Annotated in this window: 13 protein-coding genes and 1 pseudogene; 4 read left to right on the plus strand and 10 right to left on the minus strand. The window is 66.8% G+C overall.

Translation table 11 applies throughout. The annotated features are described in order from the left end of the window. The 7 genes and pseudogenes from A5791_RS13095 to mqo form a co-directional block, all read right to left on the minus strand. Positions 1-257 (minus strand): annotated as a pseudogene (locus A5791_RS13095) (MFS transporter); the annotation flags it as partial. 22 nt (positions 258-279) lie between these two features. Further along, the gene (gene cobA, locus A5791_RS13100) at positions 280-1,515 is read right to left on the minus strand and encodes a uroporphyrinogen-III C-methyltransferase (protein ID WP_067236887.1); all 1,236 of its coding nucleotides are present in this window, start codon (positions 1,513-1,515) and stop codon (positions 280-282) included. Between the two features lie 9 nt (positions 1,516-1,524). Further along, the gene (locus tag A5791_RS13105; protein WP_067236890.1) at positions 1,525-2,910 is read right to left on the minus strand and encodes a cobyrinate a,c-diamide synthase; all 1,386 of its coding nucleotides are present in this window, start codon (positions 2,908-2,910) and stop codon (positions 1,525-1,527) included. Positions 2,911-3,001: 91 nt separating this feature from the next. Beyond that, on the minus strand, positions 3,002-3,616 hold the full coding sequence (gene cobO / locus A5791_RS13110; RefSeq protein WP_067236893.1) for a cob(I)yrinic acid a,c-diamide adenosyltransferase: 615 nt from the start codon (positions 3,614-3,616) through the stop codon (positions 3,002-3,004). Positions 3,617-3,636: 20 nt separating this feature from the next. Then, complete coding sequence (locus A5791_RS13115) at positions 3,637-5,469, minus strand: magnesium chelatase subunit D family protein (RefSeq protein WP_067236897.1); 1,833 nt, start codon at positions 5,467-5,469, stop codon at positions 3,637-3,639. Further along, on the minus strand, positions 5,466-5,936 hold the full coding sequence (locus A5791_RS13120; RefSeq protein WP_067236900.1) for a GNAT family N-acetyltransferase: 471 nt from the start codon (positions 5,934-5,936) through the stop codon (positions 5,466-5,468). The genes A5791_RS13115 and A5791_RS13120 overlap by 4 nt, the downstream gene beginning before the upstream one ends. Then, positions 5,933-7,414 (minus strand): malate dehydrogenase (quinone), encoded by a 1,482-nt coding sequence (gene mqo / locus A5791_RS13125; protein ID WP_156661228.1) that lies wholly within the window; start codon positions 7,412-7,414, stop codon positions 5,933-5,935. The genes A5791_RS13120 and mqo overlap by 4 nt, the downstream gene beginning before the upstream one ends. Before the next feature lie 151 nt (positions 7,415-7,565). Here mqo and A5791_RS13130 point away from each other — a divergent pair, with 151 nt between their 5' ends. Next, positions 7,566-8,585: an alpha/beta hydrolase gene (locus A5791_RS13130; RefSeq protein ID WP_067236924.1), complete on the plus strand. Its 1,020-nt coding sequence runs from the start codon at positions 7,566-7,568 to the stop codon at positions 8,583-8,585. Positions 8,586-8,599: 14 nt separating this feature from the next. Continuing rightward, positions 8,600-9,979: a mycothione reductase gene (gene mtr / locus A5791_RS13135; protein WP_067236907.1), complete on the plus strand. Its 1,380-nt coding sequence runs from the start codon at positions 8,600-8,602 to the stop codon at positions 9,977-9,979. 36 nt (positions 9,980-10,015) lie between these two features. Here mtr and A5791_RS13140 read toward each other — a convergent pair whose 3' ends face one another. Continuing rightward, positions 10,016-10,498, minus strand: a complete 483-nt coding sequence (locus tag A5791_RS13140; RefSeq protein WP_067236928.1) for a Fur family transcriptional regulator — start codon at positions 10,496-10,498, stop codon at positions 10,016-10,018. Positions 10,499-10,639: 141 nt separating this feature from the next. Between A5791_RS13140 and A5791_RS13145 the strand changes: the two genes are divergently transcribed. Beyond that, positions 10,640-11,764 (plus strand): HoxN/HupN/NixA family nickel/cobalt transporter, encoded by a 1,125-nt coding sequence (locus tag A5791_RS13145; protein ID WP_067236911.1) that lies wholly within the window; start codon positions 10,640-10,642, stop codon positions 11,762-11,764. Between the two features lie 7 nt (positions 11,765-11,771). Here A5791_RS13145 and A5791_RS13150 read toward each other — a convergent pair whose 3' ends face one another. Together A5791_RS13150 and A5791_RS13155 are read right to left on the minus strand one after the other, a co-directional pair. Then, positions 11,772-12,860 carry a hypothetical protein gene (locus A5791_RS13150; RefSeq protein WP_067236914.1) on the minus strand — a complete coding sequence of 363 codons (1,089 nt, stop codon included), beginning with the start codon at positions 12,858-12,860 and terminating at the stop codon, positions 11,772-11,774. Positions 12,861-12,881: 21 nt separating this feature from the next. Then, complete coding sequence (locus tag A5791_RS13155; protein ID WP_067236917.1) at positions 12,882-13,214, minus strand: hypothetical protein; 333 nt, start codon at positions 13,212-13,214, stop codon at positions 12,882-12,884. A 90-nt stretch (positions 13,215-13,304) separates the two neighbouring features. On the opposite strand from A5791_RS13155, the gene A5791_RS13160 reads away from it, so the two are divergent. Beyond that, positions 13,305-13,616 (plus strand): hydrogenase maturation nickel metallochaperone HypA (locus A5791_RS13160; RefSeq protein WP_067236921.1); only part of this gene is annotated, 312 nt, incomplete at its 3' end.

Raw genomic sequence — 13,616 nt, forward strand, 5'->3', positions numbered from 1 at the left:
GACAGGCTCAATTCGTTCTGAATCTTAGGAAGCGCGACGATGGCGACGGTGCTGTCCATGGTCGCCAGCAGCTGCATTCCGCCGATCGCGATAACCGCGGCGATGAAGCGGCGAGAAGGCAGCCAAGCAGGGTAATACCTGCTCGTACGCTGTGGGGCGGTCTCCGCCGGGCGCGTCTCGCGCTCCTCGGCCGGACGATCGGGGCGCGCAGACGTGTCCATTTGGACCGCGCGCTCTGTGTCGTTGAGAGCCGTCATAACGGGTTACCTTACAGTAATCTTAAGAATTGTTTAAACGGCGAACGCCGCTCAGCCCCGCCACAGCACCGATGACGATGATCGCGGGAGGTCGGATCCCCTCCGCGCGGACCTTCTCCGGCGTGTCGGCAAGCGTCGACCGCAATGTGTGTTGAGCGGCCGTCGTGCCGTGTTGAACCACTAGCACCGGTGTATCCGCAGGTCGGCCGCCTTTCAGAAGTGCATCGACGAACAATTCGATGCGTTCGACCGCCATCAGCAAAACGATTGTGCCGGACATCGCGGCCAGTGCATTCCAATTCACTAACGATTCGGGGTGGTCGGGTGCGAGATGGCCGCTGACCACCACAAATTCGTGATTTGTGGCCCGGTGAGTGACGGGAACGCCGGCCAAAGCGGGCACAGCTATGGCGCTCGTCACACCTGGCACGACAGTGACCGGAATCCCTGCGTCGGCGCACGCCAGTACTTCTTCATATCCGCGCGCGAACACGAACGGATCGCCTCCTTTGAGGCGGACGACGAAGTTTCCCGCTCGGGCGCGCTCGATCATCACGGCGTTGATGGCGTCCTGAGCCATTGCCCGGCCATACGGGATCTTGGCGGCGTCGATGACTTCGACGTGCGGCGCCAGCTCGGCGAGCAGCTCGGGCGGCGCCAGCCGGTCGGCGACCACGACGTCGGCCTGGGCCAGCAGGCGCCGGCCACGCACCGTGATCAGTTCGGGATCGCCGGGGCCTCCCCCGACCAGCGCCACTCCACCATGCCCCACATCGGGACTCTCCGGGCCCAGCGGGCTTTCCGGGGTGATCAACCCAGTCTGCAACGCCTCACGGATGGCCGATCGGATGGCCGCCGACCGGCGGTGCTCACCGCCGGCCAGCACCCCCACCGACAACCCCGCATAGCTGAACGACGCGGGCGTCACGGCGGTCCCCTCGAGGGCGATGTCGGCGCGGACGCAGAAGATGCGGCGGCGATCAGCCTCGGCGACGACGGCGGCGTTCACCTGCGGGTCGTCGGTCGCCGCGATCGCGTACCAGGCGCCGTCCAGGTCGCCGTCGCGATATTCCCGCACCAACAGGGTGATGCCGTCCATTGCCTCGACGGCGCGGGTCGCGCTGCGGGAGATGACGTGCACGTCTGCGCCGCTGGCGATAAGCAGAGGCAGCCGGCGCTGGGCGACCGTGCCGCCACCGACCACGACGACCTTCTTGCCGGCCAGTCGCAGGCCCACCAGGTAGGGGCTCTCTGTCACCCGGCAAGCCTAAGAGCTGGGTCGCCAATTCGCCGCGCGGGCGACGAAGCGCGCTACCGCTTGGGGTGCCGCAGCAGGATGGGTGTGCAGGTACGACGCGTGTACACCGGCGTGTACCGCCCCTTCTCGCACGTGGCCTGCATCTGCCTGCCGGTACCCCCACGCCGGCTGATAGCCGGCGGCGAATGTGACCGCGGTGCGGTGGAATTCGTGGCCGACCATGCGCTGGCCCGCGCAATACAGCGGCGAATCGGAGATTGCGACGGCGTCGCGGTATCCCAGGTTCAGGTGCGGCGTGAATTCCGCCGATCCGGCCAGCACGTCGCACATCGGGTGTCCGTCGAGCTGCGAGACCAGGTAGACCAGACCGGCACATTCGGCATGCACCGGCGCGCCGGCCGCGGCCAGCTGGTTGATCTGCCCGCGGGCGACGTCGTTGGCGGACAGCTCCGCCGTGAACTGTTCGGGGAATCCGCCGGGCAACACCACCGCATCCGTGTCGCCGGGCAATGCGTCGACGAGCGGGTCGAACCCGACCACTTCAGCACCCGCGGCCCGCAACAGCTCGGCATGTTCGGCGTAGCCGAAGGTGAATGCCTTTCCGGTCGCCAGTGCGACCCGCGATTTTGGGGCGCTTCCGGCGCCTGCCTTACCCACTGCGGCCACCGGGTCCCACGCCGGGTCGCCGACCCGACTGGTGGCCGTTGCGAAAACGGCTGTCAGATCGACGTGTTGAGCCACCAGAGTGGTCATCGCTTCGACCGCTAGCTGCGCGCGACGGCCGTATTCGACGGCGGTGACCAACCCCAGATACCTTGTCGGCAACTCCAATTCGGCGATCCGGGGAATCGCTCCGAAAATCGGAACACCGGTCTGTTCGCAGGCCTGTCGCAGCACGTACTCATGTCTGGGCGACCCGACCCGGTTGAGGATCACGCCGGCTACACGCGTTGCGGTGTCGAACGTGGAAAAGCCGTGTAGCAGTGCGGCAATGCTGTGGCTCTGGCCGCGCGCGTCGACCACCAGGACGACGGGGGCGCCGAGCAGACCGGCCACGTGTGCGGTGGAGCCTGCCGCCGGCCCGGCGGCGCCCGGTCCGATGCGCCCGTCGAACAGGCCCATCACCCCTTCGACGACGGCGATGTCGGCACCGGCCGTGCCGTGCCGGTAAAGCGGGCCGATGAGCTCTTCTCCCACCAATACCGGGTCCAGGTTGCGGCCGGGTCGTCCCGCGGCCAGCGAGTGGTAGCCGGGGTCGATGAAGTCCGGGCCCACTTTGAACGGCGCCACGGTATGGCCCGCTCGCCGCAGTGCTCCGATCAAACCCGTTGCGAGCGTGGTCTTTCCGCTGCCCGAGGCGGGCGCTGCGATGACTACCGCCGGGGTGACGGTCATATGGCACCCGGGCGCGGCGAGTGTGCGCAAAATGCCGCTCGACACGGCGTGTCGTTGTACAAACGCGCACTCTCGCGGGGGCGCGACGGGCTCACCACTCGATGCCCTTCTGCCCCTTGCGCCCTGCGTCCATCGGGTGCTTCACCTTGGTCATCTCGGTGACCAGGTCGGCGGCTTCGACCAAGCGCACCGGGGCATCGCGTCCGGTGATCACCACATGCTGGTGACCTGGGCGGGCCAGCAGGACGTCCACCACGTCGTCGACGTCGACCCAACCCCACTTCAGCGGGTAGGTGAACTCGTCGAGCACATAGAAGTCGTGCTGCTGCGCGGCCAGCCGGCGAGCGATCTCGGCCCAGCCGTCTGCCGCGGCCGTGGCGTGATCCGGTTCGCTGCCCGACTTGCGCCGCCAAGACCAGCCGGCGCCCATTTTGTGCCATTCCACGGCGCCGCCGACGCCGTCCCGGTCGTGCAAGTCGCCGAGCTGACGGAAGGCCGCCTCTTCGCCCACCTTCCACTTGGCGCTCTTGACAAACTGGAAGACGGCGACATCGAGACCAACATTCCACGCCCGCAATGCCATTCCGAACGCCGCCGTCGACTTTCCCTTGCCCGCACCGGTGTGTACCGCCAGGATCGGCGTGTTGCGCCGCGCCCGTGTGGTCAGGCCATCATCGGGGACTTGGAGCGGACGGCCCTGTGGCATAAGCGTTTATCCTCGCCGGCTCAGGCGACGCTACGCACGGTCTGCGTCAGGTAGTCGGCGTGCAACTGCTCAAGGCGCACCGCGGGCGCACCGAGTTGCCGGGCCAGCTGCCCGGCCAGCCCCAGCCGGACGTACGACGTCTCGCAATCGACGACCACCGCGGCCACGCCTTCGGCGACCAGCCGTGCAGCCGCGATTCGGCTGCGGCCCAGCGGATCCGCGCCCGCGGTTGCCCTGCCGTCGGTCAGCACCACGACCAGCGGGCGTCGGGCGCGGTCACGGACGCGTTCGCGGATCACCAGCTCGTGGGCGGCCAACAGGCCCTCGGCGAGTGGCGTCTTGCCGCCGGTGTCGAACCGGGCCAGGCGCCGGCCGGCGATATGCGCCGACGACGTCGGCGGAAGCAGCAGCCGCGCCTCGTGCTGGCGGAACGTGATCACCGCGACCTTGTCACGTCGCTGGTAGGCGTCGCGCAGCAGTGACAGCGTGGCCCCGCTGACGGCGGCCATGCGGTCGCGCGCGGCCATCGAACCCGAAGCGTCGACGACGAATATCACCAGATTGCCCTCGCGCCCTTCGCGGACCGCCCGGCGCACGTCGTCCGGCCCCGGCCGCAGCGGCCCCGCGGCGGCGGAGTGCTCGGCGGCGGAGAGCAATGTGGCGAACACGTGCAGCCCGCCCGCGCCATCGCCGGCGATGGAAGTCACCACCGCGCCGAACCGGTTGCGGGCGCGCGACCGTCGGCCCGGCGCGCCCTCGCCGACCCCGGGAACGGTCAGTGCCCGGGTGCGGAAGACTTTCGACGGCGGCGCGCTGGGCTGTGGCGGGCGCGGAGCTCCGGAGTAGGAATTCTGTTGTGGTGCCGCGGGTTCCGTGTCCTTCGACGGTCCGCCTCCCGGCGGGTCCGGGTCGGGCTCTGGCTCGGAGTCGGCGCCGGCCTGTCGCAGGGCTTCGTCCAGCTCGTCCCGATCGATACCGTGATCGTCGAACGGATCCCGGCGGCGCCGATGCGGCAAAGCCAATTCGGCTGCCACCCGGATATCCTGCTCCTCAACGGTTTTCGCGCCGCGCCAGGCGGCATGCGCGACGGCGGTCCGGGCCACCACCAGATCCGCGCGCATCCCGTCGACGTCGAAGGCCGCACACAGCCCGGCAATGCGTCGTAACTCGTTGTCCGGCAGCACCACATCGTCAACCAGAGCTCGTGCCGAGGCGATCCGACGGGCCAGTTCGGCGTCGGCGTCGGCAAAGCGTTCGGCGAACGCGTCCGGGTCTGCCTCGTAGGCCATGCGCTGCTGCACGACCCGCACCCGCACGTCCACGTCGCGCGACGCGTGCACGTCGACGGTGAGACCGAACCGGTCCAGCAGTTGCGGCCGCAGCTCGCCCTCCTCCGGGTTCATGGTGCCGATGAGTACAAAGCGGGCCTCGTGCGAATGCGAGATGCCGTCCCGCTCCACATGCACCCGTCCCATCGCGGCCGCGTCGAGCAGCACGTCGACCAGGTGATCGTGCAGCAGGTTGACCTCGTCGACGTAGAGAACGCCGCCGTGGGCGCGGGCCAGCAGCCCGGGCGAGAACGCCTGCTCGCCGTCTCGTAACACCCGCTGCAAATCCAGTGATCCGATCACCCGGTCCTCAGTGGCGCCCAGCGGCATCTCGACCAGGCTTGCGCCGTCACTCCCGGTAGCGGCGGACAGCAGCGCCGCAAGCCCGCGCACGGCCGTCGACTTGGCGGTGCCCTTCTCGCCGCGGATCAGCGCGCCGCCAATTTCCGGACGCACAGCGCACAGCAACAGCGCGAGGCGCATCTGATCGTGGCCCACGATCGCGCTGAACGGGTAGGGTTTCACGGCTTGCCCGCCGGACCGGAGCCGGGTCGCAGCATGGGCAGGTGCGGAATGCCGTCTTCGATGAAATCCTCACCGTCGCGGACAAATCCATGCTGGGCATACATGTCGGCCAGGTATGACTGCGCGTCGATTCGGCACGGATAGTCGCCCACCTCGGCCAGGGCGGCGCCCAGCAGCCGTGTGGTGTGACCTTGGCCGCGCGCACTGCGTTTGGTACACAGTCGCCCGATCCGGAATGCCTTCTCGCCCCCCGCGTGCTCCTCCATCAGCCGTAGCGTACAGATCACCTCGCCCTCGGGAGTTTCCAGCCAGAAATGCCGTGTCTCGGCGAGCAGATCGCGTCCGTCCAATTCCGGGTAAGGACACGCCTGTTCGACGACGAACACCTCTACCCGTAATTTGAGTAGCTCGTAAAGCGTCTGGGCGTCAAGGTCTTTCGCCCACACCCGGCGCAGCGCTTCTGTCATCTGCGCCGCTCCAGCTGCAGCGCCTTGCTGCCCCACGACCAGATCTCGTCGAACAGCGCCGGTTCGCGGGAAAGCCGCGCGCCCAGCGACGGCACCATCTCCTTGAGCGTCGGCAGCCAGGACTGATACCGGTCGCCAAAGCAACGCTGTAAGACCTCGAGCATGATCGGCACCGCCGTCGAAGCACCGGGCGAGCCTCCGAGCAACCCGATGATGCTGCCATCGGCCGCACCGACCAGCGTCGTGTCGAACTCCAGCACGCCGCCCTTACGCCTGTCCCGTCTGATGACCTGCACCCGCTGGCCGGCCACCGTCAATTCCCAGTCGGAATCCACTGCGCTGGGCGCGAATTCGCGCAGCGCGTGTACACGGTCGGGTTGTGTGAGCCGCAGTTGACCGACCAGATAGTTGAGCAGTGCCGTCTGGGTGATCCCGACGCCGAGCATGGACGCCACGTTGTTCGGCCGAACCGAGCGTGCCAGGTCGCTGAAGTGACCGTGTTTCAGGAATTTCGGCGACCAGCCGGCATACGGGCCGAACACCAGCCAAGGCTTGCCGTTGACGAACCGCAGGTCCAAGTGCAGCGCCCCGAGGGGTGGGGCACCCGGCGACGGAACTCCGTAGACCTTGGCCCGATGCGCGGCGGTGAGCCCGGGGTTGCCGGTGCGCAGGAATCTGCCGCCGATAGGGAAGCCGGCGAAGCCTCTGATCTCCTTGATGCCGGACCTCTGCAGCAGCGGCAGGGTGTCGCCGCCGGCTCCGACGAACACGAACTTGGCTTTCAGCTTGCGCATTTCACCGGTGCGACGGTTGTTGACGGTCAACGTCCAGCTGCCGTCGTATTGCTGCGAGAGGTTGCGGACCTCTTGACCGAACAACGCGACGGTGCCGTTGCGCACCGCGTAGCCGACGAGCTGCCGGGACAGGGCACCGAAGTCGACGTCGGTGCCGTCCTTCGCCCAGTTGAGCGCAACCGGCTCGCGCAAGTCCCGCCCGGCGGCCATCAACGGCAACCGCCGGGCGAACTCGTCGGGGTCCTCGATCAGTTCAACCGCGGCGAACAGCGGGTTGCCGGCCAGCGCCTGCCGTCGCCGCCGCAGGTAATCGACGCCGCGTGCACCGTGGACGAAGCTTGCGTGCGGTACCGGATTCAGGAAGCCGCGATCGGTCAGGATGCCGTTCTCCACGGCGTACGCCCAGAACTGCCGGGTGACCTGGAAGTCCTCGTTGATGCGCACCGCTTTGGCGATGTCGATCGTGCCGTCGGGACGCTCAGGGGTGTAGTTCAGCTCGCACAGCGCGGAGTGGCCGGTACCGGCGTTGTTCCAGGGGCTGCTGCTTTCGGCGCCGACGGCGTCCAGCCGTTCGACGAGCGTGATCGACCAGTCCGGTTCCAGCCGCCGCAGCAACGCACCCAGCGTGGCGCTCATAATGCCCGCGCCCACCAGAACGACGTCCGTACTGGCTAGCCCAAACACAAACTGGTCACCTCAGATCATCAGGCCTTTCGTCGGCTGTGCCGCCCCCAAGGTTATCCCGATGTCTGAGCCGCCAGATTTGTACACCGCACAGCAAAACCGGCAGAACACGCTTTAAGCTGGCCCCGTGACCGTCGGGGCGACTGGATGGGTGCCCGATGTCCTGCCCGGGTATTGGCAGCAGACGATCCCGCTCGGGCCCGATCCCGCCGGCGAGGGCGACATCGTCGCAACCTTGATACGCCGCGGAGCGGAAACGGGACAAGCGGCCGGCACCGATCACGCAGTGCTGGCGATACACGGCTTCACCGACTACTTCTTCCACACCGAGCTGGCCGATCATTTCGCCAACCGCGGCTTCGCCTTCTATGCGATGGACCTGCAGAAGTGTGGACGGTCGCGGCAGGCCGGCCAGACCCCGCACTTCATCACCGACCTGGCGCACTACGACACCGAACTCGAACACGCGCTGAGGATCGTCGGTGCGGAGACCGGTTCGGCCCGGGTGCTGGTGTACGGCCACTCCACCGGCGGCCTGGCCATCGCGCTGTGGCTGGACCGGCTGCGACGGCGGGGCGAGACCGCGCGCGCGCGCGTCGGCGGCCTGGTGCTGAACAGCCCGTGGCTGGACCTGCAGGGCCCGGCCATCCTGCGGCTCGGACTGACCTCCGCGGCGATCGCCGCGCTGTCGCGGCTGCGTACCAAGGGTGTGGTCCGCGGGCAGGGCAACGGTGGTTATGGGTCCAGCCTGCATCGCGACTACCACGGCGAATTCGACTACAACCTGGAGTGGAAGCCGTTGGGCGGCTTCCCGATCACGGCGGGCTGGCTGCATGCCATGCGTCGCGGGCAGGCCCGGCTGCAGCGCGGACTCGACGTGGGTGTGCCCAACCTGATCCTGCGTTCGGATCACACGGTGCGCGAAGACGCCGGCCCGGCTGCCCTGCAATGCGGTGACGCAGTTCTCGACGTCAAACAGATCGCCCGCTGGTCCGGCTGTATCGGCAACCGCAGCACCATCATTCCGGTGAAAGACGCCAAACACGACGTGTTCTTGTCCCTGCCGGAGCCGCGCCGGCTGGCCTATCGCTACCTTGACCAGTGGCTGGACGACTACCTCAAGGCAGCGGACGACACCGATACCTCGGCGCCGACATCAGGGAAAGGGTAAGCGGCCCAAAGACAATGGAAACCTACGATATCGCGATCATCGGAACCGGTTCCGGCAACAGCGTTCTCGACGAGCGATATGCCCGCAAGAGGGTGGCGATCTGCGAGCAGGGAACCTTCGGCGGTACCTGTCTGAACGTCGGATGCATCCCGACGAAGATGTTCGTCTACGCCGCTGAGGTCGCCAAGACAATCCAGGGCGCGGCGCGCTACGGCATCGACGCACACCTCGACGGGGTGCGATGGGGCGACATGGTCTCGCGTGTCTTCGGGCGCATCGATCCGATCGCGCTCGGCGGCGAGGACTATCGGCGGTCCGCACCCAATGTCGACGTTTACAGCCGGCACACCCGCTTCGGGCCGGTTCAGGCGGACGGACGCTATCTGTTACGCACCGAAGCCGGTGAGGAATTCACCGCCGATCAGGTGGTGATCGCGGCGGGCTCGCGGCCGGTGATCCCGCCCGCCATCCTGTGTTCCGGCGTCAATTATCAGACCAGCGATACCATCATGCGGATCGCCGAATTGCCGAAGCACTTGGTGATCGCCGGAAGTGGCTTCGTGGCAACCGAATTCGCTCATATCTTTTCCGCGCTCGGAGTACGGGTCACGCTGGTGGTCAGGGGAAGCACGTTACTGCGCCACTGCGACGACACCCTCTGCGAGCGGTTCACCCGTATCGCGTCGAACAAGTGGGAACTACGTACCCACCGCAACATCGTCGGCGCGGTCAACCGCGGCTCCGGCGTGACGCTGGAACTCGACGATGGCTGCACGCTGAACGCCGACATGCTGCTGGTGGCGACCGGCCGGCTGTCCAACGCCGATCTGCTGGATGCCGAGCAGGCGGGCGTCGACGTGGAGCAGGGCCGCGTGGTAGTCGACGAATACCAAAGAACTTCTGCACGTGGGGTTTTCGCCCTTGGCGACGTATCATCGCCGTATCAGCTCAAACATGTCGCCAACCACGAGGCCCGCGTCGTGCAGCACAATCTGCTCTGCGACTGGGACGATACCGAGTCGATGGCGGTCACCGACCATCGGTTCGTACCGTCGGCGGTGTTCACCGATCCTCCGCTGGCCACCGTCGGACTGACCGAGAACCAGGCCATTGCACGCGGATTCGATATCTCGGTGAAGATCCAGGACTACGGCGACGTCGCCTACGGCTGGGCAATGGAGGACACCACGGGATTCGTCAAGCTCATCGCCGACCGGCGCAGCGGGTGCCTGCTGGGCGCACACATCATGGGTTACCAGGCATCGTCGATCATCCAGCCGCTGATCCAGGCGATGAGTTTCGGGCTGACCGCCGCCGAAATGGCGCGCGGCCAATACTGGATACATCCCGCGTTGCCCGAGGTGGTGGAGAACGCGCTCCTCGGTCTTTCCTAAAGGGTCCTAGAGGGTCCTACAGGTTCCTGGAGGGTCCTAGAAGGACTGTGCTGACGGGCTCTCTTGGCACCGCGGGCACAGGCCGTGCAGGGTGAGGCCGGCCCGCTCCGACAGCGCGAACGAGCTGCCCTCCATCGCATGTTCCAGCGCCGAGCTGAGCTGACGCGCGGGCACTTCGATGATCGATTCACAGCGGGTGCACACGGCGTGATGGTGCGGGGCGGTGGCCAATCCGTACGTGGTCACCCCGCCGTCGAGGGTCAACGCGTGCAGCACGTCCTGCTCGACCAGCGTGGTCACCGTGCGGTAGATGGTCGCCACGTCGGGCGGCTGGGTGCCCGGCGGCAGGCTTTCGCGCACCCGCTGGTGGATCTCGGCCACCGGCAAGTGACCGTCGACCGGCTCGAGCACGGCAAGCACCTGGATTCGCGACGCCATCCGCCGCAGCCCCCGCGCGCGCAGAAATTCGCCGAGGCGCTCGGTGACGGCCGGATCGAGTGCTGCGGGCTTGGGCCCCATCTGTTCAGTGTCGCGCCGGATATCGGGGATTGCCAGCTTTTCGTCCCATCGGGCCCGCGCCGTCCTGCAAGCCGCTTGCATGCAGCTTCCGGCCGAACCTACAGTCGGGACTGTTGCGTTCTGCCCGATGTGGAAGGCCAAATGCCCAGCACTGAGCTCGACCGGCGCCCATCGAGGTGGTCCAGCTTGCGCAATGCCCTGTCGTCGGCGGAGTGGTGGCGGCTGGGATCCATGTTCGCGGTCATCTTCGCACTGCATCTGATTGGCTGGATCACCCTGGTGTCCGTCGTCCAGCCTGCGGGACTCAGCCTGGGCGGCAAGGCATTTGGCATCGGTGTCGGCGTGACTGCCTATACCCTGGGCCTGCGGCATGCATTCGACGCCGACCACATCGCCGCGATCGACAACACCACCCGCAAGCTGATGAGCGATGGGCAGCGCCCGCTGGCCGTCGGATTCTTCTTCTCCCTGGGGCACTCCACGGTGGTGTTCGTCCTGGCAATGCTGCTGGCGACCGGGCTCAAGGCCATCGCCGGACCGGTCGAAACCGATTCCTCCGCGCTGCATCACTACACCGGCCTGATCGGCACCAGCGTCTCGGGCCTGTTTCTGTATCTGATCGCAATCCTCAACGTCATCGTCCTGGTCGGAATCCTGCGGGTGTTCGCGCGATTGCGTCGAGGCGATTACGACCCGGAAAAAGATGAAGCCGAACTCGAACAGCAGCTGGAGAACCGGGGACTGATCAACCGATTCCTGGGCCGCTTCACGAAGTCGATCACCAAGTCCTGGCACATGTACCCGGTCGGGTTGCTGTTCGGGCTAGGATTCGACACCGCCACCGAGATCGCCCTTCTGGTCCTGGCCGGCACCAGCGCGGCGGCCGGGCTGCCGTGGTACGCGATCCTGTGTCTGCCCATGCTGTTCACCGCCGGCATGTGCCTGCTGGACACCATCGACGGGTCGTTCATGAACTTCGCCTACGGCTGGGCCTTTTCCAATCCGGTGCGCAAGATCTACTACAACATCACCATCACCGCGCTGTCTGTGGCCGTCGCTTTGCTGATCGGCACCATTGAATTGCTGGGCTTGTTCGCCCGCCAGTTGGGCTGGCACGGACCGTTCTGGGACTTGCTTGGTGGTCTCGACATGAACATGGTTGGTTTCGTAGTCGTCGGCATGTTCGTCATCACCTGGGCTGTCGCCGTGTTGGTCTGGCGTTACAGCCGCATCGAAGAGAGGTGGACGCCCGCGGCCGAACGCTGAATCGCAATCACCGCCACGGCGGCGCAGCTCCCCGGCCGAAGCCCCATGTCGACTGCCCCAGCCGCGGTTTGCGCTGGTCCTCGGCGGGATGCCGGCGATAGTTCGCCGCCAGCATCGGTCCTGGGTCTGCCCCCGCGACTAGGGCCAGGCACGGTGCGCTGAATTCGCACGTTTGGCAATGTCTGCCGAAGGTCGGGCTGATGGGCGGCGCACTGGCCATCTGGATCGCATCGGCAGCGATCCGCAAGCCGACGGCCGCGACCTCGGCGCGGCTTCGCCGGATACGGGTTCGCCGCAGCGGACCGGCGGCCGACTGGTGGATTCGGTCCGTCTCGGCACTTCGACCCGTCTCGTCACTCCGAGAGGTACGCGCCGACAGCCGCCGGTGTTGCGGAATCGCGCGACCGCCACCGCTCGGCTCGCTCTGGCGCACCCGCGGACGTTTGCCCGCGGCGCCCACGGGTGGTTCAAGCGAGCCACCGAGACGCACCTCGTTGTGAATCGTGCCCGAAATCTCCATGCCCAGGTACTCCTGCTCCCAGGCCCAGCAGGCCGCGACCGCAGCCTCGTCATCGATCAACGCACCCAACTCCTGCCAATCGTCGCGGATCAGGTGCACAACCAGCCAATACTCGTCATCGGCATCGACCGCGAGCAGATCGATCCGGCAGGCATACATCACCGCAGATCCGGCCGGAGTCGTCAATCCGCGTTCGGGGTCGCCCGGATCAGGCACCAGCGCTTGGACGTCATGGGCGATCTTCACGGGAGCGAAGTCGTCGACTATGCCGGCCGATGCGTCGTAGGCGTCGATGAGCGCCGTCGCGGCGGCAAGCGAATCGGGCGCACCGGCTGCGCCGGATTCGTCCAGAGCGCGGACAACTGCCTTGTGCACCAGCGACTGCCTCACCTCGGGTTGCCAGTCCCATGTGCCCGGGAAGTAATAGACCGCAAGCGCTTCCTTGAGCACGCGCGGCAACACGGGCTCGTCATCCATGACCGGCTCCAGGTCACGACGTAGCGGCGACGCGAAATCCCACTGCCGCAGGCACCGCTTGAACCTGGCGCGGTCGTCCTCGGTGATCCGGTAGTTCACGGCGCGGTCAATGCCGGAGGGTCAATGGGCGCGTGGCCAGGGCTCGCCAACCGGCCAGCGACACCGGTCAGCACCAGCGGCCATCGACTCCAGCTCGGCGAGCAGGTCGGCGACGAATGCCCGCAACTCCTCCCGGTTCTTCGGCCAGTCCGCGGAGAAAGACATCCAGGTGTCGGGCCCGGAGCGGCCGCGCTGCGGAATCGGGTCGCCGATCGCGCCGGTCGCACCGTCTGTGCGGATGATGCACCAGTCGTAGTCGTCACCGCTCCGCGCCAGATACACGACATCATCGCGAGCGGGGCGGTTCGCCTCGATCAGAGCCTCGAACGAGGCGAATAACTCTTCGACATTCACAATGCGCCTCGTGGAATTAAGGGTAGCGCTGATTCGGGTGTAGAAAAGTGCTCATGGGCCTCTCCCGCGAGCGGACCACGGTGAGCGGCAATGCATGAATTGTCGCTATGCGAAGCGATCGCCGGTGTGGTCAAGGCGCACGCCGACGGACGCCACGTCGACGTCGTCCGGGTCCGGATCGGCGCGCTGCGCCAGGTAGTGCCGGAATCGCTGTCCTTCTGCTGGACCCTGGTCCGGGATTCCGAGAGCATGCCCGACGCGGAGCTCGAACTCGAGTGCGTCACAGCCGAGGTGAAGTGCCGGTCCTGCGGCGCGCAATCGGAAATCACCTCGGCGTGGTCGATCTGGTGTCCGCAGTGTGACAGCTCCGATGTCGAGGTGCTGAGCGGCAACGAATTTCTG

This window comes from Mycobacterium sp. 852002-51163_SCH5372311 (genome assembly GCF_001667115.1).
Classification (GTDB): domain Bacteria; phylum Actinomycetota; class Actinomycetes; order Mycobacteriales; family Mycobacteriaceae; genus Mycobacterium.

Excerpts from the sequence above, each read along its gene's own strand:
- A5791_RS13105 (WP_067236890.1), bottom strand. The coding sequence starts at position 2,910 with ATGACCGTCACCCCGGCGGTAGTCATCGCAGCGCCCGCCTCGGGCAGC.
- cobO (WP_067236893.1), bottom strand. The coding sequence starts at position 3,616 with ATGCCACAGGGCCGTCCGCTCCAAGTCCCCGATGATGGCCTGACCACA.
- A5791_RS13120 (WP_067236900.1), bottom strand. The coding sequence starts at position 5,936 with ATGACAGAAGCGCTGCGCCGGGTGTGGGCGAAAGACCTTGACGCCCAG.
- mtr (WP_067236907.1), top strand. The coding sequence starts at position 8,600 with ATGGAAACCTACGATATCGCGATCATCGGAACCGGTTCCGGCAACAGC.
- A5791_RS13140 (WP_067236928.1), bottom strand. The coding sequence starts at position 10,498 with ATGGGGCCCAAGCCCGCAGCACTCGATCCGGCCGTCACCGAGCGCCTC.
- A5791_RS13145 (WP_067236911.1), top strand. The coding sequence starts at position 10,640 with ATGCCCAGCACTGAGCTCGACCGGCGCCCATCGAGGTGGTCCAGCTTG.